Origin of the sequence: Pseudomonas sp. KBN12P06040, assembly GCF_037574965.1 — a bacterium.
GTDB classification, from domain to species: domain Bacteria; phylum Pseudomonadota; class Gammaproteobacteria; order Pseudomonadales; family Pseudomonadaceae; genus Pseudomonas; species Pseudomonas aeruginosa.
Genome location: NZ_JBBELS010000001.1, coordinates 3,791,517 through 3,809,705 on the forward strand (window position 1 = coordinate 3,791,517; position 18,189 = coordinate 3,809,705).

Below are 18,189 nucleotides of genomic sequence, written 5' to 3' on the forward strand. Positions count from 1 at the left end.
ACCGGCCTCGGTCAGCGGGTGGCGGCCTCGATGTTGTGGACCATGTGCAGCAGGCGCGGGCCGATGTCGTCCTCCAGTTTCTCGCGCTTGAGGTGGAAACTCGGCCCGCCGCAGTTGAACGCCAGCAGCCCATGGCTCTCGTGGTGCAAGGCCACGCCCACCGCGTTGACGTCGCGTTGCCACTCGCCGAGCGACAGGCAGAAGCCGTAGTCGGCATAGTCGCGGAAGGCCCGCTCCAGCCCCTTGCGCACTTCCGGCCAGTCTTCCGGGTGGCGCTTGCGGATGTGCCCGAGGATGAACTCCCGCTCGTCCTCCGGCATCGCCGCCAGGCAGGCCCGACCGATCGCGCTGCGGTGCAGCGAGAGGTGGCTGCCGACCTGGCGACGCATGGTCAGGTTGGCCTCGCCATGCACCACGTCGAGGTAGACCATGCTCAGCCGGTCGCGGGCCGCCATGGCCACCGCGGCCTTGGCGTAGCCGGCCATCTCTTCCATCAAAGGGCGGGCGAGCGCGCGAATCGACAGGTTCGAGAGCATCGCGTAGCCGAACGACATCACGCCCACTTCCAACTGGTACTTGCCGCTATGCGGCAGGTGACGCAGATAGCCCAGCCGGGTCAGGGTGTGGGTCAGACGCGACACCGTCGGCTTCGGCAGGCCGGTCTTCTTCGCCAGTTCCTGGTTGCCCAGCAGGCTTTCCCGTGGTGTGAAACAGCGCAGCAATTCCAACCCGCGGGCCAGCGCGGTGACGAACTGGCGGTCCTTGAGTTCCTCGTCTTTCTCCTGCATCGGGTCGATCAGCACAGCTTCGAAGGCGGACACTTCCGCTTCCGTACTGGCACCTTCCGCCGGACTCCGGCGCTCATCGTTGCCGCGCATAGTAGGGACCTCTTTTTCAAAAAATCAATAAAACAAAATCATATTTCGCATAGCGAAACTAATAGAAGAACCCATGAACTTTCAACAACGAAAATAAAATCCTTTTAAAACAGTAAATTGTATAAGTAGATCGTCCGAAATCCGACGCGAGTATTTACAACGCCACGGCTGGCGCTGATTATTTTCGATAAATCATGAAACTATATTTCGCATAGCGAAATATCAATTCATCGGAGCTTCCATGTCCGCCGATCCTTCGCCCGTGGTTCTGCTCGAATTTCCCGCAGCCGATATCGCCCTGCTTCGCCTCAATCGTCAGCAAGCCAGGAACGCGCTGAACGACGAAGTGCGCCAGCGCCTCGCCAGCCACTTCCAGACGCTCGGCGCGGATCCGGCGATCCGCGTCATCGTGCTCACCGGCGACTCGCGCTGCTTTGCAGCTGGCGCCGATCTCCGCGATCTCTCGACGAGCACGGCGATCGGCCTGTACGGCCGCCACAGCGAGCGCTACTGGGAAGCCATCGCGCGCTGCCCGAAGCCGGTGATCGCCGCGGTCAACGGCTTCGCCCTGGGCGGCGGCTGCGAACTGGCGATGCATTGCGACCTGATCGTCGCCGGCGAGTCGGCACAGTTCGCCCAGCCGGAGATCAAGGTCGGGGTGATGCCGGGTGCCGGCGGCACCCAGCGCCTGGTACGGGCGGTGGGCAAGTTCCAGGCGCTGCGCATGCTGTTCACCGGCTGCCTGGTGAAGGCTCCGCAAGCGCTGGCCATGGGCCTGGTCAGCGAAGTGGTGGCGGACGAGTCGACGCTGGCGCGCGCCCTGGAACTGGCCACGGAGATCGCCCGCCTGCCCCCTCTGGCGCTGGCGCAGATCAAGGAGGTGGTCCTGGCCGGTGCCGACCTGCCGCTGGACAGTGCCCTGGCCCTGGAACGCAAGGCGTTCCAGTTGCTGTTCGACTCGCAGGACCAGAAGGAAGGCATGCACGCCTTCCTGGAGAAACGCCCGCCGAACTACCAGGGGAAATAGACGATGCCCGATATTCGTTGTATCGCTGTGGTCGGTACCGGTGCGATGGGCACCGGGATCGCCCAGATCGCCGCCCAGGCCGGCCTGACCGTGTGGCTGTTCGACAGCCGCGCCGAGGCCGCCGCGGAGGCACGCCAGCGCCTGCGGCAAACCTTCGAGAGTCTATGCGGCAAAGGCAAGCTGAGCGCCGCCGACGCCGAGGCCGCGCAAAACCGGCTGCGGGTGGCGGAACGCCTGGAACAACTGGGCGACTGCGAACTGGTGGTGGAGGCCATCGTCGAGCGCCTGGAGGCCAAGCAGGAATTGCTGCGCCGGCTGGAAGCCATAGTCGCGCCGGAGACCATCCTCGCCAGCAATACCTCGTCGTTGTCGATCACCGCCATCGCCGCCGCCTGCGAGCGGCCGCAGCGGGTCGCCGGCTTTCACTTCTTCAACCCGGTGCCGCTGATGCGCGTGGTCGAGGTAGTCGACGGCCTGGCCAGCGCTCCGGAAGTCGGCGACGCCCTGCTCGCCCTCGCCGCGCGCCTGGGCCACCGCGGTGTACGGACCAAGGACAGCCCCGGCTTCATCGTCAACCATGCCGGCCGCGCCTATGGCACCGAGGCCCTGCGCATCCTCGGCGAAGGCGTCGCCGAATGCGCCGAGATCGACCGTGTGCTGCGCGAGTGCTCCGGCTTCCGCATGGGGCCGTTCGAACTGCTCGATCTTACCGGCCTCGACGTGTCGCACCCGGTGATGGAATCGATCTACCAGCAGTACTACCAGGAACCGCGCTACCGCCCGCACCCGCTGACCCGCCAGTTGCTCGCCGCCGGCCGTCTCGGGCGCAAGAGCGGCCAGGGCTTCTATCGCTACGTCGACGGCCAGCCGCAGGACAAGCCCGGTCCGCAACCGGTGCCGCAGGCCGCCACCCGACCACCGGTGTGGCTGGGCTGCGAAAACGAGGACGACCGCCGCACGCTCGCCGAACTGCTGCATCGCCTCGGCGTCGAGCCGGAAACCGGCGAACGCCCTTCCGCCGCAGCACTCTGCCTGCTGGCCGCCTGGGGCGAGGACCTGAGCAGCGCCGTGCAGCGCTTCGCCTGTCCCGCCGAGCGCAGCGTCGGCATCGACCTGCTCTGCGACCTCGAGCGCCGGCGCTGCCTGATGCTCTCGCCGCTGACTACCCCGGCCATGCGCGACGCCGCCCACGCGCTACTGGCTTGCGACGGCGCCGGGGTCACGATGCTGCGCGACAGTCCCGGCTTCGTCGTCCAGCGGGTACTGGCGATGATCGTCAACCTCGCCTGCGACATCGCCCAGCAGGGCATTGCCAGCGTCGAGGATATCGACCAGGCGGTGCACCTCGGCCTCGGCTATCCCCACGGCCCGCTGGAATGGGGCGACCGCCTCGGCCCGCGGCGCCTGCTGAGCATTCTCCAGCGCCTGCAGGCGCTTACCGGTGACCCGCGCTACCGGCCCAGTCCCTGGCTGCGCCGACGAGCGCAACTGGGCATGTCCCTGCGCGCCGGCGAAACCACCGCCGTAGACTGACGCATCGGCGACCTGGCGGCGCAGCGTCATGCGTCTCGCCGCCAGGCCAACGCTTTTTCCCCGAGCGACGCTTTCCGGGCTTGCAGCTGCCGAGGTATCCTGCGCGCAAATTCATCCGATGATTGGATGTTTCTTCCGTGACCATTCCCCTCAAGCGCTCCCTGGTGGACATCGCCCTGGAGCAGATCCGCCAGCGCATCGACGCCGGCCATTGGCCGCTCGGCCAGCGCCTGCCGCCGGAGCCGGAACTCGCCGAGCTGCTCGGCATGAGCCGCAACACCGTGCGCGAAGCGGTGCGCGTGCTGACATTCTCCGGCGTGCTGGAAGTCCGCCAGGGCGACGGCACCTACGTGCGCGCCTGCGCCGATCCGCTGGAAACCATGCTGGTGCTGGCGCGCAGCGCGGTGCAGCACTCCCTGGAGGCACGCGGGATGATCGAGATCGAGGCGGCGCGCCTGGCAGCCGTTCGCCGCGACGACAGCGACCTGAGCGCATTGCGCGAGCATCTCGACGCTTCGCGCCAGCGCTACGGCAGCGACGACCTGCAGGACTACATCGAGCACGACGTCCGCTTCCACCAACGGATGGTCGATGCCGCCCACAATCCGGTGCTCAGCGAACTCTACCGCTACTTCTCGCAGGTCATCCGGACCTCGCTGGAACGCACCATGGCCGACCCACAAAGGGCCCAGCCCTGCTTCGAGCTGCACCAGCAACTGCTCGATGCCATAGAACGCGGAGACCCGGACGCTGCCGCCGCGGCCAACCGCGCACTGCTGATCTGAACCCGGGACAGACCCATGACTCACGCCTTGAATGCCCGGCCGGGAGCGCACCCCGGCCATCCTCCGGAAGAACTGCTGATCGATGCCGAAGTCGACGACGAACCAGCCCCGCCGGCGCCGCCGCTACGCCCCTGGCTGCTCCTGCTGGGCCTGGTGCTGGTGGCGCTGAACCTGCGCCCGGCGCTGTCCAGCCTCGCCCCCCTGCTCAACCAGGTACGCGACGATACCGGCCTCTCGGCCGCCGCCGCCGGCCTGCTGACCACCGCGCCGGTACTCTGCCTGGGGTTGTTCGCGCCGCTCGCGCCGCGCCTGGCCCGGCGTATCGGCGCCGAACGCAGCGTGCTGCTGATCCTCTTCTGCCTGGCCGGCGGCATCGTCCTGCGCAGCCTGTTCCCGGTGTTCGGCCTGTTCGCCGGCAGCGTTCTGGCCGGCGCCAGCATCGGCATCATCGGCGTGCTCCTGCCGGGCATCGTCAAACGCGACTTCCCGCGCCAGGCCGGGGTGATGACCGGGGTCTACACCATGGCCCTGTGCCTGGGGGCCGCGCTCGCCGCCGGCGCCACCGCGCCGCTGGAGAAGCTCTTCGGCAACTGGGAACTGGCGCTGGCGTTCTGGTCGCTGCCGGCGATCCTCGCCGCCGCCTTCTGGCTGCCGCAGACCCGCCAGGGCCAGCACGCCCATCGCCAGGCCTTCCGTGTCGTCGGTCTGTGGCGCGACCCGCTGGCCTGGCAGGTCACGCTGTACATGGGCCTGCAATCGTCCCTGGCCTACATCGTCTTCGGTTGGCTGCCGTCGATCCTGATCGACCGCGGCATGACTGCGGTGGAAGCCGGCCTGGTGCTGTCCGGCTCGGTGATGCTGCAACTGATCACCGCCCTGCTCGCGCCCTGGCTCGCCGCTCGCGCCAGGGACCAGCGCCTGGCGGTGGTGCTGGTGATGGCTACCACCCTCGCCGGCCTGCTCGGCTTCCTCTATGCGCCGCTGCCGACCATCTGGGGCTGGGCGGTCCTGCTCGGCCTCGGCCAGGGCGGCACCTTCAGCATCGCCCTGGCGCTGATCGTCCTGCGCTCGCGCGACGCCCACGTCGCCTCGCATCTGTCGGGCATGGCCCAGGGCGTCGGCTACACCCTGGCGGCCATGGGGCCGTTCATGGTCGGCGTGGTCCACGACCTGACCGGCGGCTGGAACGCGGTCGGCTATATCTTCATCGGCGTCGCCATCGCCGCCACCCTGTTCGGCCTCGGCGCCGGGCGCAGCCAGTACGTGGCGGCCCGCAGCGAACACCTGTAGCCCCGCAGACGCAAAAAGCCCCGCATCGCGGGGCTTTTTCTCCTTCGTCACTCAGGCATCCGGGCCGCGCCCTTCGCCGGGCGGCGTCCGCGGCGTGCTGGCGATCCAGTCGCTGAGCAGGTTGTAGGCCACTGCCAGCAGGATCGGGCCGAGGAACAGGCCCATGAAGCCGAACGCCAGCAGGCCGCCGAACACCCCGAGCAGCACCACCACCAGCGGCAGGTTGCCGCCACGGCTGATCAGGTAGGGTTTGAGGATGTTGTCCACCCCGCTGATGATGAAGAAGCCCCACAGGCCGAGGAACACCCCGTGGCCATAGTCGCCCTTGAAGAACAGCCAGGCGGTGGCCGGGCCCCAGACCAGCGGCGGGACCATCAGCAGGCTGCAGGCGAAGGTCAGCAGGCCGAGCAGCATGGCTCCCGGTACGCCGGCGATCGTGAAGCCGATCCAGGCCAGCAGGGCTTGCGCCGCGGCGGTGCCGATCACCCCGTTGACCACCCGCTGTACGGTGCCGGCGACAAGGTCGCGATAGTGCTCCGCGCGGTTGCCGATCAGGCGTTCCAGGGCACGGTGGACGATGGACTCCAGGCGCGGCCCGTCGCGGTAGAAGAAGAAGATCAGGATCAGACTGAGGACCAGTTCCAGGATCCCTCCACCGATCTTCGCGCTGCGCGCCAGCAGCCAGTTGCCGACCTCGCCGACATAGGGCTTGAGCACGTAGAAGAACGCCACGCCCTGTTGGTCGATGGAGTTCCACCAGCCGATCAGGCGGTCGCCGATCAGCGGAACGCCGGCCATCCACGAAGGCGGCGGCGGCAGGCCCTCGACCTGGAGATTCTTCAATAGCTCCATCAGCGAACGAACGTTGTCCGCCAGGCCGAAGCCGAGCCAGATCAGCGGCAACGCCACCAGGACGATCCAGCCCAGGGTCAGCAGGCCCGCCGCCAGCGACTCGCGGCCACCGAGCAGGCGCGTGAGCATACGCATCAGCGGCCAACTGGCGAAAGCCAGCACCGCGGCCCAGAACAGCGCCGACCAGAATGGCGCCAGCACCCAGAGACTGGCACCGAGCAGGCCGAACAACAGCACGCGAAGCAACAGCCGATCGTTATCGAACATCAAGGCAGGCCTTCCTCAAAGGGGGATACACCGATAGACAGCGCTCGGCGTGCGCCGTTTCCAGCCGGAGCGTGGGGCGCGGGGGAAAGGCAGTCTACTCTGGCGGGCGGCCTTGCCGAAGGCATTTTCACCATCGCCCGGGCCCGCAGGCCCGGGCGAACGCGTTCAACGCAGCCAGTTGAGGTGCAGGCCCTCGACCTCCGACTGGCCCAGCTCCATGCGGCTGTTCAGCACGCCCTGCCCGCGCAGGGCGTCGCGCCACTCCTGGGCGTGCTTGCCGGACAGCTCGACCCGCACCCCGGTATCCAGGCGCAGGGTCCGCACCAGCAACTCCAGCCAGGAGCCGGCCGGCTCCGCCGGCACATGGCTGAGGGTCAGTTCGCCGTTGGCCTTGAGCAGGCGCAGCAGGGTCGCCGGGCTCGGCAGCAGTTCCCCCAGCGGCGCATCGGCCTTGAGTTCCTCGGCCTGCAGGTAGGCGCGGCGATTGCCGCGGGTGATCGAGTAGACCGCCACCAGGCTGTTCTCCTGTGGCGCCGCCAGGCGCACCAGCAGGTAGGCCTGCTGCTCGTCCGGGCCGTACAGCTTGGCATTGCCGAACACGGCGTTGGCCAGCAGGCTGCTGGAGCCGCAGTCGCGCCGCTCGCACCAGAACAACGGCGTGGCGTCGGCCTTGAGCAGCGCAGTGCGCGCCGCGGCGAACGCCTCCTGGCTGCTGTGCTCGGGCGGCAAGCGGTAGGTCAGCGCGGTCAGCTCGCCTTCGGCGCGCACCTCGCCCTCCATGCGCAGGCGACCGCTGATGCGGCTGATCGCCCCTAGCGGGTAGATCCGCTCCTCGCTCGGCGCCTGGCGGAAGTCGACGATCTCGGCGCGCGGGAAGCGCGGCAGGACGTCCAGGTCATAGCTGCCGGGAAGGTCGGCGGCCAGCGCCGAAAAGCTGAAAACGCCCAGGGATAGCAACAGGAACCCTCGCATACCGGCCCTCAACGGGTCAGCATCGACTGGGCGGTACGGATGGCGTCGTCGCCCTCCTTCTCCCGCCGCGGCACCAGCAGTCCGCGCTGCACCGCGGGACGCGCCTCGATGGCGGCGATCCAGCGCTGCAGGTTGTCCAGCCCGTCGACGGCGACACCGGACCAGTCGTGGATGCGCACCCAGGGATAGGTGGCGATGTCGGCAATGCTGTAGTCGCCGGCGAGGTACTCGGCCTCGCCCAGGCGACCGTCGAGAACTTCGTAGAGGCGCCGGGTCTCATGCTGGTAGCGGTCGATGGCGCCCTGCAACTTCTCCGGGAAATAACGGAAGAACACGTTGGCCTGCCCCTGCATCGGGCCGACCCCGCCCATCTGGAACATCAGCCACTGGATCACCCGCGAGCGACCCTTGACGTCGGCGGGCATCAGTTGCCCGGTCTTCTCGGCGAGGTAGATGAGGATCGCGCCCGACTCGAAGACGGCGAAGTCGTCGTTGTCGCGGTCGACGATGGCCGGGATGCGGCCGTTGGGATTGATCCTGAGGAATTCCGGAGCCTTCTGCTCCTTCTTGTCGAACGACAGCGCGTGCACCCTGTAGGGCAGGCCCATTTCCTCGAGGGCGATGGAAACCTTGTGGCCGTTCGGCGTGGCGGCGGTGTAGAGATCGATCATGCGGTGACTCTCCGTAACGATCCGTCCAGCCTTACGGCTGGACCCGGAATAGTCAAGGAAACAACGGCAAGCCGGTGTTTCAGCGCGCGAAGAAGGCCGCGAAGACCCTGGCCACCGCCTGCGCCCCGGCCTCGTCGTCCAGATGCAGGTGATGCCCGCCCGGCAGGTGGTGCCGCTCGAACGGCAGGGTCTCCAGCAGCGCCCGCATGCGCGGCTCCACCGCCAGCATGCCCTGCTCGGCCAGTACCAGGCTGACCGGGCACTCCACGCTGCGCACGAAGTTCAGCGCGTGGGCCTGGGTCAGGCGCAGCGGCGACGGTAGGGTCAGGCGCGCGTCGGTGCGCCAGGTATAGCCGCCGGGCACCGGTTCCAGGCCGCGCTGGGCGAGCAGTTCGGCGGCCTCCCGGGAGATCTCGCCGACCCCGCGCATCCGCGCTTCCACGGCTTTTTCCAGCTCGGCATAGACCGGCTTGCGCTTGTGGCGTAGCGCCAGTTGCGCCTTCAGCGCTTCGCCGAGCTTCTGCGGCGCCTTGTCGGCTTCGCCAGTGTAGGGAATCAGGCCATCGATCAACGCCAGCCGCTCGATGCGCTCGGGCAAGGCCCCGGCGAGCAGCACCGAGACGATGGCGCCCATCGAGTGCCCCAACAGGGAAAACCGCCCCCAGCCCAGTTGCTCGGCCACCATCAGCACGTCCAGCGCGTAGTCCCAGAGCAGGTAGCTGGCACCCTCGGCACGATGCGCGGAATGCCCGTGGCCGGCGAAGTCAAGGGCGACGATACGCAGCCCGGCGAGCTTCGGCGCCAGGCGCGAGAAGCTCATGGCGTTGTCCAGCCAGCCATGCAGGGCGATCACCGGCTTGCCGTCCGGCGGACCGAACAGATGCGCGGCCAGTTCGATGTGCGGCAGGCTGATGCGTACTTCCTCGACCTGCAGGCTCATGCCGAACGCTCCTCGGTCGCCCGCGACCAGCGATCGAACACGCCTTTCAGCAGTTCGGCGGTTTCTCGCGGGCGCTCCAGCGGGAACATGTGGCCGCCGGGCAGCGACATGAACTCGCCGCGCGGCATCGCCCGGATCAGCCGGGTGTGGTGCGGCAACACCACCTTGCTGTGCCGCCCGCGCACCATCGCCAGCGGCACCTGCAACTGCCGCGCACGCCCCGGACTGCTGTGCGGCACGCTGCGGTAGATGCTGATCTCGGTGGCCGGATCGAAGCGCAGGCGCAGGCCGGAACCGCCGCCGCTGTCGGCCAGCCCATGGCGTACGTAGGCCTCCAGGCAGTCGGGGTCGAAACGGCGGAACAGCGCCTTGCCGGAGAAGTAGGCCCGCGCCTCTTCCAGGTCGGGGAACGCCTCGCGACGCCCCAGGGTGCGCCCGGCCGGAGTGATCCGGTCGATGAAGCCGAAGCGCTTGGCGGCACGGATCACCAGGCGGTCGGCGAGGGTCAGCACCGGCGAATCGAGCATCACCACGCCGCGGTAGAGTTCCGGCCGGCGCAGCGCCGCGTGGTAGTGCAGCACGCCACCGAGGGAATGGCCGACGCCCCAGACCGGCTGTTCCAGGCTGGCGAGATGGTGCAGCAGTTCGTCCACCAGGTTGTCCCAGTTGTCGTTCACCGGGAAACGCGGGTCGTGCCCGTGCATTTCCAGGTGATCCACCCGGTACTCCGGCGCCAACGCCTCGAACAGCTTGGCGTAGGTAGCCGACGGGAAGCCGTTGGCGTGGGCGAAGAAAACCGATTGCGACATGCGCGACGTCTCGACAGGGCTGATGCCAGGGATTCTCCGGCAGCCTCGCCGAGGCGGCAATGGCTTTGCCGGCTGCCTTGCACGGCGAAGCGGCCAAAACCTCAGGCAGAGCGGACGAGATGCTCGAGGATCGCCGCCGCCACCAGCAGGAACACCACCCCGCAGGCCGCGTCCAGCCAGGGCACCGCGCGCAACAGGCGGGCCTGCAGGGCCGGGCGGGTAAGGGTCAGGCTGAGCAGGCCGAACCAGCAGGCGCCCATGCCGAACAGCAGCGTCGCCACCGCCAGCTTGCCGCCGAGCGACATCTGCGCGGGAATCAGGCTGCCGAGCAAGGCGATGAAGAACACCAGCGCCTTGGGATTGAACAGATTAGTCGCCACCCCGCGCAGCCAGGGCCCGAGGGGCGACGGCGGCAGCGCCCCGTCGAGCCGGCCCGGCTGGCCGTCGCCGCGCCGCAGCCAGGCACGCAGCGCGCCGACGCCGAGCCAGGCCAGGTACAGCGCGCCGAGCGCCTGCAGGATGGCGAACAGCACAGGCGTACGGCTGAGCAGCAGCGACACGCCGGTCAGCACCAGGGTGGTATGCAGGAGAATCCCGCAGGCCAGCCCCAGCGCGCTGGCCAGGCCGGCCCGCCGCCCCTGGTGCAGGGACGTGCGCACCACCAGGGCGACATCGGGACCAGGGCTGACCAGGGCGACGGCGAACACCGCCGCCAGGGTCAGCAAGACAGACAATTCCTGCATGGCTACTCCACGAAAAAGGGATCGGAAAGGAAAACGCGATTCAGCGCTGGCGCAGGCGCGCGGGCGGTAACCCGTAGGTGCGACGGAACAGACGGCTGAAGTGCGCCTGGTCGTAGAAACCGAACTGCTGAGCCACCTGGCTCAACGGCTGCTCGCCGCGCAGTACCAGCGGCAAGGCGCGCTCCAGACGCAGTTGGGTCAGCCACTGGTGGGGCGGCAGGCCACAGTGACGGCGGAAGCGCCGCAGCGCCTGCCAGGGGCTCAGGCCGCAGAAGGCGGCCAGTTCCTCCAGGCTCGGCGGGTATTCCAGGCGCGACTCCAGCCAGTCGCGCAGCCGCGTCCAGTCGCGCCGGCCGAAGCCTTGCCGGTCACCCTCCTCCAGGCGCAGGCTGCTACCCAGGCTGAGCAGACAGGCCAGCGCCTGCCAGAGATGGTCTTCCAGGGCCAGACGGTTCTCCAGCGCCGCCGCGCCGCCGAGCATGCCCAGGTGCAACTGGCGCAGGCGCTGCTGCAGGCGCTCGTCGCGGACCAGGCTGCTGGTCAGGCGCGGCGCCCCCCGGCGGCCGTCGCTGAAGTCGCGGCTGGCGCGCTCCAGCCAGTCGGCATCGAGTGCCAGGACGCGGATACGGTAGCCCTCCTCGCCGGCGCTGCTGCCGTCGTGGATGCTTTCCGGCGCCATCAGCAACGCGTCGCCGGCCTCGGCCAGGCGCCGTTCGCCGCCGGCGGCATAGCGATGCCGGCCCTGCAACAGCAAGCCGATGTGGTACTCCAGGTGGAAGTGCCGGGGAAAGGAAAAGCGGTTGTGCTCGGCGTCGATCAGGCGTACGCCGGGAATCCCGCTGCTGAGATGGGTGATCTGCTCCATCCCGCTACTCTACCGCCAGCGGGACGGAACGATCTTGGACAAAATTGCGGACCGCGCTCAGCCCGCCCTGCCCGCCAGCGGCACCACCGCCATGGTCAGGCGGGCGATGCAGCTCGGCTTGCCGTCGTCGCCACTGAGGCGAATGTCCCAGACATGGGTGGTACGCCCCAGGTGGATCGCCCTGGCCACCGCGGTGACCCGGCCGCTGCGCAGGCCGCGCAGGTGGTTGGCGTTCACTTCCAGGCCGACGCAGTAGTACTGGCTGGTGTCGACGCACAGGTAGCTGGCCATCGAGCCCAGGCTTTCCGCGAGGACCACCGAGGCGCCGCCATGCAGCAGGCCGAACGGCTGGTGGGTACGCGAGTCGACCGGCATGCTGGCGGTCAGCGACTCGTCGTCGCAGGCTTCGAAGCGGATGCCAAGCAGGTCGCCGATGCTGTTCTTCTGCGAGGCGTTCAGTTGCTCCAGGTCGGGCGTTTGTCGCCAGAGGCTCATGGGAATTCCTTGCGCAAGGGGGAAGCCCGGAAGGGCTTCCCGTCGGTGGGAGTCATTCGTGCCAGAGCACGGCCTCGCGGCGTTCCACCCATTCGTGGAAGCGCGAGCCATAGGCACCTTCCACCATATTGCGCTTGATCTTCAAGGTCGGCGTGAGGAAACCGTTGTCCACCGCCCAGGTTTCCTGCACCAGGACCAGGCCGACCAGGCGCTCGTGCTTGTCGAGCGCACCGTTGACCTGTTCCAGGTGCGCCCGCAGGCTGCTTTCCAGCGCCCCGCGGGTACCGTTGAGGGCCTCCCGGCGACCGACCTCGGAGAGCACGCAGAGCCCCAGCGGCGCGCTGAGGCCCTCGCCGACCACGCAGACCTGCTCGATGCGATCGTGCACCGCCAGGCGGTTCTCGATCGGCGCCGGCGCCACGTACTTGCCCTTGCTGGTCTTGAAGATTTCCTTCATCCGCCCGGTCAGGCGCAGGTTGCCGTCGGCGTCCTGCTCGCCCTTGTCGCCGGTGCGCAGGAAACCGTCGGCGGTGAGCACCTCGGCGGTCTTCTCCGGCTCCTTGTAGTAGCCGACCATGGTCGCGCCGCTACGCACCTGCACCTCGCCCTCGTCGCTGATGCGTACCTCGACGCCGGGGCTGTTCTGGCCGATCCAGCCGGTCTTCTGCCGGCCGGGCCGGCAGACGTGGGAGTAGCCGCTGTTCTCGGTCATCCCGTAGACCTCGAGCACGTCCAGGCCCAGGCGGCGATACCAGAGCAGCAGCGCCTCGGGTACCGGCGCCGCGCCACAGAGCGCGTAGCGCACCGCGTCCAGGCCTAGCCCGGCGAGCACCTTGCGACCGACGATGCGGCCGAGGATCGGCAGCTTCAGCAGGCGGTCGAGCTTCTGCGCCGGCATCTTCGAATACACCCCCATCTGGAACTTGGTCCAGATGCGCGGCACGCCGAACAGCAGGGTCGGCCGCGCACGCTTCATGTCCTCGACGAAGGTGTCCAGGCTTTCGGCGAAGAACACCGTGGTTCCCCCGTAGAGCGACCCCATCTCGACGAACATCCGCTCCGCCACGTGGCACAGCGGCAGGTACGAGAGCATCCGGTCGTCTTCGCGAGTGCCGAACAGTTCCACGCCGCGGCTGGCGGCGAAGGCGAAACTGCTGAAGTTGTGCATCACCCCCTTGGGCACGCCGGTGGTTCCGGAGGTGTAGATCAGGGTGGCGAGTTGCTCGGCGGCGGTCGGCGTGTCGCCTTCGAGCGGCGCGCAGGCCTGCAGGTCGCTCCACTGGCGGTCGAAACGCCCTTCCGGGTGCAACGGCATGGCCACGGTCGGTATGCCCTCGGGGACTCCGGGCGCCATCGCCGGCCAATCGTCGAGCTTGCCGACGAAGACCACCGCCGACTCGGAATGCTCCAGCACCTGGCGCGCCGACTCGGCGGTGAGATTGGGATAGAGGGGGACGGAAACGTGCCCGGCCATCCAGATCGCCAGGTCAGTGACGATCCAGTGCGCACAGTTCTTCGAGATGATCGCGATACGGCTGCCGGCGGGGAGATCCAGGCTGCGCAACCAGGCGGCTGCACGCCGCGCCTGGTCGCCCACCTCGCCCCAGCTCAGCTCCTCGACCCGGCCGCCACCGATGGGCTGCACCAGGTAACGCCGTTGCGGATGACGCTTTTCGCGCTCGAAGAAGACTTCGAGCGGCAGACGATTTGCAGTGACCACGTACCGCCTCCGTTGTTGTTGTTCTGGGAGATCGACCAAGCACTTGCTTGGTCGAATATTCCATCACAGCCAACCGCAGGCAAGCCGGGAAATGTTTCGGTTTGTAGTCGTTGCGCCAGGCGCTTCCTAGCCGTGCCGCGGGTGATGCAGCGAGACCAGGGTCATCAGCCCGGCGGCGGCGAAGTCGCCTTCCAGCTCGGCCAGCGAGGCAGTGCTCATCGGCAACGGATCACGCCGGTTGCCATGCACCAGCAGACCGCCCAGCGCTCCGACCAGGGGCTGGTGGCTGACCAGCAGGAGATTGCGCTCGCTGCGCTCGTCGAGGAAACCGAGCACCTCGCGCGGATCGTCGTCGGGGGTCAACCAGGGCGCGGTGCCGACCGGCTCGACCAGGCCCAGTGCCTCGCGCACCAGCTCGGCGGTCTGCTGGGCGCGCACGTAGGGGCTGGCGAGAATCCCGTCCAGCGGCAACCCGGCCAGCCGCGCGGCGCTCTGCAGCACTTCCTTGCGTCCATGGGCGGTCAGGCGCCGCTCGGAGTCCCGGCTGGCGTGCGGCTCGGCCTCGCCGTGGCGCAACAGCCAGAGCTTCACAACTTCGGCTCTTCGTCGCGCGCCGGGTGCGCGGCGGGCGGCACGCTGTGGGCGGCCTCGCCCTCGGCGGCGCGGGCGCTCGGCCAGTCGGCGAACGGCCAGGGTTTCTCGTCGCTGTGGAAGGTACCGAAACGGCCGATCTGCGCCAGGTACTGGCTGAGGCTATCGCCGAAAGCCATCAGGCTGCCGTTCGGCGCGCCGTAGATCAGTCGGTAGACCAGCTGGATCACCACCACCGCCCCGAGGAGCAGTTCGGCGACCTGCCAGACCAGGACGAACAGCAGCATCCAGAGGATGCGGATGGCGATCGATTCGCGTGCTTGCGGGTCTGCGGACATGGCGGTCTCCTCGTCAGAAGCCGGTGGTGGGAATGAAATCGACGTCGGTCTTCGGCTCGCCGCGCATCAGCAGCTGGATGACCTGCGCCAGGGTGCGGCCTTCGAAGAGGATCGCATGGAGACCGGCGACCAGCGGCATGTACACCTGCATCTCGTCGGACTTTTCCTTGAGTACCTTGAGAGTGTTCACACCCTCCGCGGTCTCGCCCATGCGCGATACCGCCTCCTCCAGGCTGAGCCCCTCGCCGAGGGCGTGGCCGACCTGGTAGTTGCGGCTCTTCGGCGAGGAACAGGTGACGATCAGGTCGCCGACGCCGGCGAGGCCGAGAAAGGTCATCGGGTTGGCACCGAGCTTGACGGCGAACCGGGTCATTTCCGCCAGCGCCCGGGTAATCAGCATGCTGCGGGTGTTCTCGCCCATGTCCATCGCCGCGGCCAGGCCGGCCATGATCGCGTAGACGTTCTTCAGCGCACCGCCGAGTTCCACGCCGAAGCGGTCGCGGCTGGCGTAGACGCGGAAGGTGCGGCCGTGCAGGGCCGCCTGGACGCGGGCGCACAGCTCGTCGTCCTCGCTGGCGACCACCGTGGCGGTCAGCTCGTGCTCTGCGATCTCGCGCGCCAGGTTCGGGCCGGAAATCACCCCGATGCGGGCTTGCGGGGCGATTTCCTCGAGGATCTCACTCATCAGCTTGAAGGTGTGCGCCTCGATGCCCTTGGTCAGGCTCACCAGCAGCTTGTCCGTCAATGCCGCCTGGTGTGGTTGCAGCACCTTGCGCAGGGCGCTGGAGGGCAAGGCGACGAAGATCAGTTGGCAATCGGCCAGGGTGCGCTCCAGGTCGGTGACCGGCTCGACTCCGGGATGCACCTTGACCCCTTTCAGGTAGCGCGGGTTCTCGCGTCGTGTGCGGATCGCCTCGGCCTGTTCCGGGTCGCGCATCCACTGGCGGACCGCCTGGCCGTTCTCGGCCAGCAGGTTGGCGATGGCGGTGCCGAAACTGCCGCCGCCGAGCACGGCAATCGGTTGCTGCTCTGTCATGATTCATCCATTTCTGGCCGCCACGCGGCAATCACGCCATTATACGGTCGGCCAGCCGGCCGACCAGTCTTGACGCCGGCGCTGGCAAAAGCCCGCGCCTCGTTTACCATGCCCGGGCCAGACAATACCTATCGAGAACAAGGTCGTTCCGTGCCCATCGCTTCGCGTGCTCCCGTCTCCCTGACCCTGCTGGCCCTGCTGTTCGGCAGCAAGCTCGCGGCCGCCGACCTGTTCAACGATCCCAGCGGCGTTCCCGAAGTATTGACCGCGACACGCCTGAAACAATCCCCGGCGGAAGTTCCCGGCAGCATCAGCGTGCTCGACCGCGAGCTGATCGTCGCCAGCGGCGCCCGCGACATTCCCGAACTGATGCGCCTGGTCCCGGGCATGATGGTCGGCTACCTGTCCGGCAACCAGCCCACGGTCAACTACCACGGCACCAGCATGTCGGGGGCGCGGCGCCTGCAAGTACTGATCGACGGTCGCTCGGTGTACCGCCCGGGCCTCGCCAGCGTCGACTGGAGCGACCTGCCGCTGGCCCTCGAGGATGTCGAGCGGATCGAAGTGTTCCGCGGTCCGAATACCGTCAGCTACGGCGCCAACGCATTGATGGGGGTGATCAACATCATCACCCGGGCCCCCGGGGAGTCGCCCGGCACGCGCCTGAAATACACCGCAGGCCAGCGCGGCATCCGCGACTGGTACACCAGCCAGAGCATCGCCCTGGAAGACAGCGACTTCCGCCTGTCGCTGTCCGGCCAGGAAGACGACGGCTTCGACCACGACCTCGACGGTCACGCCCTGCGCGACGGCCGCCGGCTCAGCCGCTTCAACCTCAACGCCAGCCACAGCCTGGCGCCGAACCAGAGCCTGGAGTGGCAACTGGCGGCCAAGGAAGGCTCGAACCAGCACCCCTACGCCTACCGCTCGCCGTTTCCCCAGGTTCCCGACGACGTCGACAACTCCGATACGCTCGCCCACGACTATGCCGGTTCGCTGCGCTGGAACGTCGACCTCGACCCACGCCACAGCTTCTATATACAAGGCTACGCGCAGCACTGGGAGCGCCGGCAGGAATGGAACGCCTGCGAGGCGGGCATCGCCTTCAGCCCGCAACTGGCGCAACTCTGGGAACTGAACCCGGACTACCTGCGCAGGTTCGCCGACGACCCTACCCGGCTGCCGCCCGGCAGCCCCCAGGAGCTGCAACTGGCGACCCAGGTCCTCGACCAGCTACGCAACGGCGGACTGCGCCCGGTCTGCGGACGGGTCGACCGCAACATCCGGGAAAGCCGCTACGACCTGGAGATGCAGGACACCCTCAGCCTGGGCGACAACCTGCGCCTGCTGAACGGCCTGAGCTACCGCTACGACCAGGCAAACTCCGAGACCTTCTACGGCGGCAGGGTCAGCAGCCAGATCTGGCGGCTGTTCAGCCAGTTGGAGTGGCATGCCGGCGAACACTGGCTGCTGCAGGGCGGCGGGATGCTCGAAGACGTCGAGGGCTCCGGCAGCTCGTTCAGCCCGCGGCTGGCGGTGAACTACCTGTTCAACCCCCAGCACAGTCTGCGCGCGGTCTATTCGGAGGCGGTGCGGTCGCCGGGCATGTACGAAAACGACGTCGACTGGCGCTACCGGGTCCGCCACCTGACACCGGCGCCCTACGGGCAGAGCGAAGCCTACTACTTCGCCAGCGCCCACGGCCCCGGCGACCTGGGCAAGGAACACACCCGTTCGCGCGAGATCGGCTACAACGGTTTTTTCCGCGAGACCGGGCTGGCCGTGGATGTACGCCTGTTCCACGAGGAAATCACCGGACTGATCAGCGATCCGCTCAGCGTCGTCGACTTCAGTCCGGACAATGGCGATCGCATCCGCTTCTCCGGCGCGGAAGGCCAGCTCGACTGGCGCCTGGGCCTGCGCGACCGCCTGCGCGCCACCTACGCCTATCTCGACTACGACGCCACCAGTCGCTACGACCGGCGCCTGACCGCCCGCCACGGCGGCTCGGCCGGCTGGATGCGCGACTGGGGCCAAGGCTGGTCCAGCGCCCTCTTCTATTACGGCGACGATTCGCTCAATGGACATCGTTTCGAACGCGTCGACCTGCGCCTGGCCAAGCGCATTCCCCTGGGCAAGGCCGCCCTGGAATTGGCCGGCGTGCTCCAACAGCGTCTCGACGACCAACCGCTGACTTTTCCCGACAACCGCTACGACAGCCGCCACCTGCTCTACTTCAGCGCCGAGGTGACATTCTAGATGCGTCGCTTGCGCCCCGCCCGTCGGGCTTTCCAGGCGCTGCTCGCGCTCGTCGTCTGCTGTCTCGCGCATGTCGGCGAGGCCGCGCAACTGGTCCTGGTCAGCGCCAACCAGGGGG

Annotated in this window: 18 protein-coding genes; 5 read left to right on the top strand and 13 right to left on the bottom strand. The window is 68.0% G+C overall.

Translation table 11 applies throughout. From position 1 onward, the window contains the following. Nucleotides 1-11: 11 nt before the first annotated feature. Nucleotides 12-878: an IclR family transcriptional regulator gene (locus VQ067_RS17795; protein WP_003097851.1), complete on the bottom strand. Its 867-nt coding sequence runs from the start codon at nt 876-878 to the stop codon at nt 12-14. A 241-nt stretch (nt 879-1,119) separates the two neighbouring features. On the opposite strand from VQ067_RS17795, the gene VQ067_RS17800 reads away from it, so the two are divergent. The 4 genes from VQ067_RS17800 (at nt 1,120) to VQ067_RS17815 (ending at nt 5,513) form a co-directional block, all read left to right on the top strand. Beyond that, on the top strand, nt 1,120-1,905 hold the full coding sequence (locus VQ067_RS17800; protein WP_031685949.1) for an enoyl-CoA hydratase: 786 nt from the start codon (nt 1,120-1,122) through the stop codon (nt 1,903-1,905). Between the two features lie 3 nt (nt 1,906-1,908). Continuing rightward, nucleotides 1,909-3,438: a 3-hydroxyacyl-CoA dehydrogenase gene (locus VQ067_RS17805; protein ID WP_033990474.1), complete on the top strand. Its 1,530-nt coding sequence runs from the start codon at nt 1,909-1,911 to the stop codon at nt 3,436-3,438. Nucleotides 3,439-3,575: 137 nt separating this feature from the next. Beyond that, complete coding sequence (locus VQ067_RS17810; RefSeq protein WP_003122888.1) at nt 3,576-4,223, top strand: FadR/GntR family transcriptional regulator; 648 nt, start codon at nt 3,576-3,578, stop codon at nt 4,221-4,223. A 15-nt stretch (nt 4,224-4,238) separates the two neighbouring features. Further along, nucleotides 4,239-5,513 (top strand): CynX/NimT family MFS transporter, encoded by a 1,275-nt coding sequence (locus VQ067_RS17815; protein ID WP_003136147.1) that lies wholly within the window; start codon nt 4,239-4,241, stop codon nt 5,511-5,513. A 51-nt stretch (nt 5,514-5,564) separates the two neighbouring features. Here the strand turns inward: VQ067_RS17815 and VQ067_RS17820 are convergent, their stop codons facing one another. From VQ067_RS17820 to VQ067_RS17875, 12 genes are all read right to left on the bottom strand, one after another. Further along, entirely contained in the window at nt 5,565-6,632 is a 1,068-nt protein-coding gene (locus tag VQ067_RS17820; RefSeq protein ID WP_003087507.1) for an AI-2E family transporter, read from the bottom strand. Between the two features lie 165 nt (nt 6,633-6,797). Further along, nucleotides 6,798-7,604, bottom strand: a complete 807-nt coding sequence (locus VQ067_RS17825; RefSeq protein ID WP_023099732.1) for a DUF4892 domain-containing protein — start codon at nt 7,602-7,604, stop codon at nt 6,798-6,800. A gap of 8 nt (nt 7,605-7,612) precedes the next feature. Next, nucleotides 7,613-8,275: a glutathione S-transferase family protein gene (locus VQ067_RS17830; RefSeq protein WP_003087500.1), complete on the bottom strand. Its 663-nt coding sequence runs from the start codon at nt 8,273-8,275 to the stop codon at nt 7,613-7,615. A gap of 79 nt (nt 8,276-8,354) precedes the next feature. Continuing rightward, nucleotides 8,355-9,215 carry an alpha/beta fold hydrolase gene (locus VQ067_RS17835; protein ID WP_033990473.1) on the bottom strand — a complete coding sequence of 287 codons (861 nt, stop codon included), beginning with the start codon at nt 9,213-9,215 and terminating at the stop codon, nt 8,355-8,357. After that, entirely contained in the window at nt 9,212-10,024 is an 813-nt protein-coding gene (locus VQ067_RS17840) for an alpha/beta fold hydrolase (RefSeq protein WP_003087496.1), read from the bottom strand. The genes VQ067_RS17835 and VQ067_RS17840 overlap by 4 nt, the downstream gene beginning before the upstream one ends. A 101-nt stretch (nt 10,025-10,125) precedes the next feature. After that, a complete protein-coding gene (locus VQ067_RS17845; protein WP_023126228.1) occupies nt 10,126-10,767 on the bottom strand; it encodes a LysE family translocator in 642 nt (213 codons plus the stop codon). Nucleotides 10,768-10,807: 40 nt separating this feature from the next. Continuing rightward, on the bottom strand, nt 10,808-11,632 hold the full coding sequence (locus VQ067_RS17850) for an AraC family transcriptional regulator (protein ID WP_033990471.1): 825 nt from the start codon (nt 11,630-11,632) through the stop codon (nt 10,808-10,810). Between the two features lie 57 nt (nt 11,633-11,689). After that, nucleotides 11,690-12,127 (bottom strand): hotdog fold thioesterase, encoded by a 438-nt coding sequence (locus tag VQ067_RS17855; protein WP_023106751.1) that lies wholly within the window; start codon nt 12,125-12,127, stop codon nt 11,690-11,692. A gap of 52 nt (nt 12,128-12,179) precedes the next feature. After that, complete coding sequence (locus VQ067_RS17860; RefSeq protein WP_003087486.1) at nt 12,180-13,847, bottom strand: AMP-binding protein; 1,668 nt, start codon at nt 13,845-13,847, stop codon at nt 12,180-12,182. Between the two features lie 126 nt (nt 13,848-13,973). Continuing rightward, the gene (gene sixA / locus VQ067_RS17865; protein ID WP_003117751.1) at nt 13,974-14,438 is read right to left on the bottom strand and encodes a phosphohistidine phosphatase SixA; all 465 of its coding nucleotides are present in this window, start codon (nt 14,436-14,438) and stop codon (nt 13,974-13,976) included. Continuing rightward, entirely contained in the window at nt 14,435-14,776 is a 342-nt protein-coding gene (locus tag VQ067_RS17870) for a DUF4389 domain-containing protein (protein WP_003097882.1), read from the bottom strand. The genes sixA and VQ067_RS17870 overlap by 4 nt, the downstream gene beginning before the upstream one ends. A gap of 13 nt (nt 14,777-14,789) precedes the next feature. Next, nucleotides 14,790-15,812: an NAD(P)H-dependent glycerol-3-phosphate dehydrogenase gene (locus VQ067_RS17875; RefSeq protein ID WP_003087482.1), complete on the bottom strand. Its 1,023-nt coding sequence runs from the start codon at nt 15,810-15,812 to the stop codon at nt 14,790-14,792. Nucleotides 15,813-15,962: 150 nt separating this feature from the next. Here VQ067_RS17875 and VQ067_RS17880 point away from each other — a divergent pair, with 150 nt between their 5' ends. After that, nucleotides 15,963-18,071 carry a TonB-dependent receptor plug domain-containing protein gene (locus tag VQ067_RS17880; RefSeq protein ID WP_019485660.1) on the top strand — a complete coding sequence of 703 codons (2,109 nt, stop codon included), beginning with the start codon at nt 15,963-15,965 and terminating at the stop codon, nt 18,069-18,071. Nucleotides 18,072-18,189 lie beyond the last annotated feature (118 nt).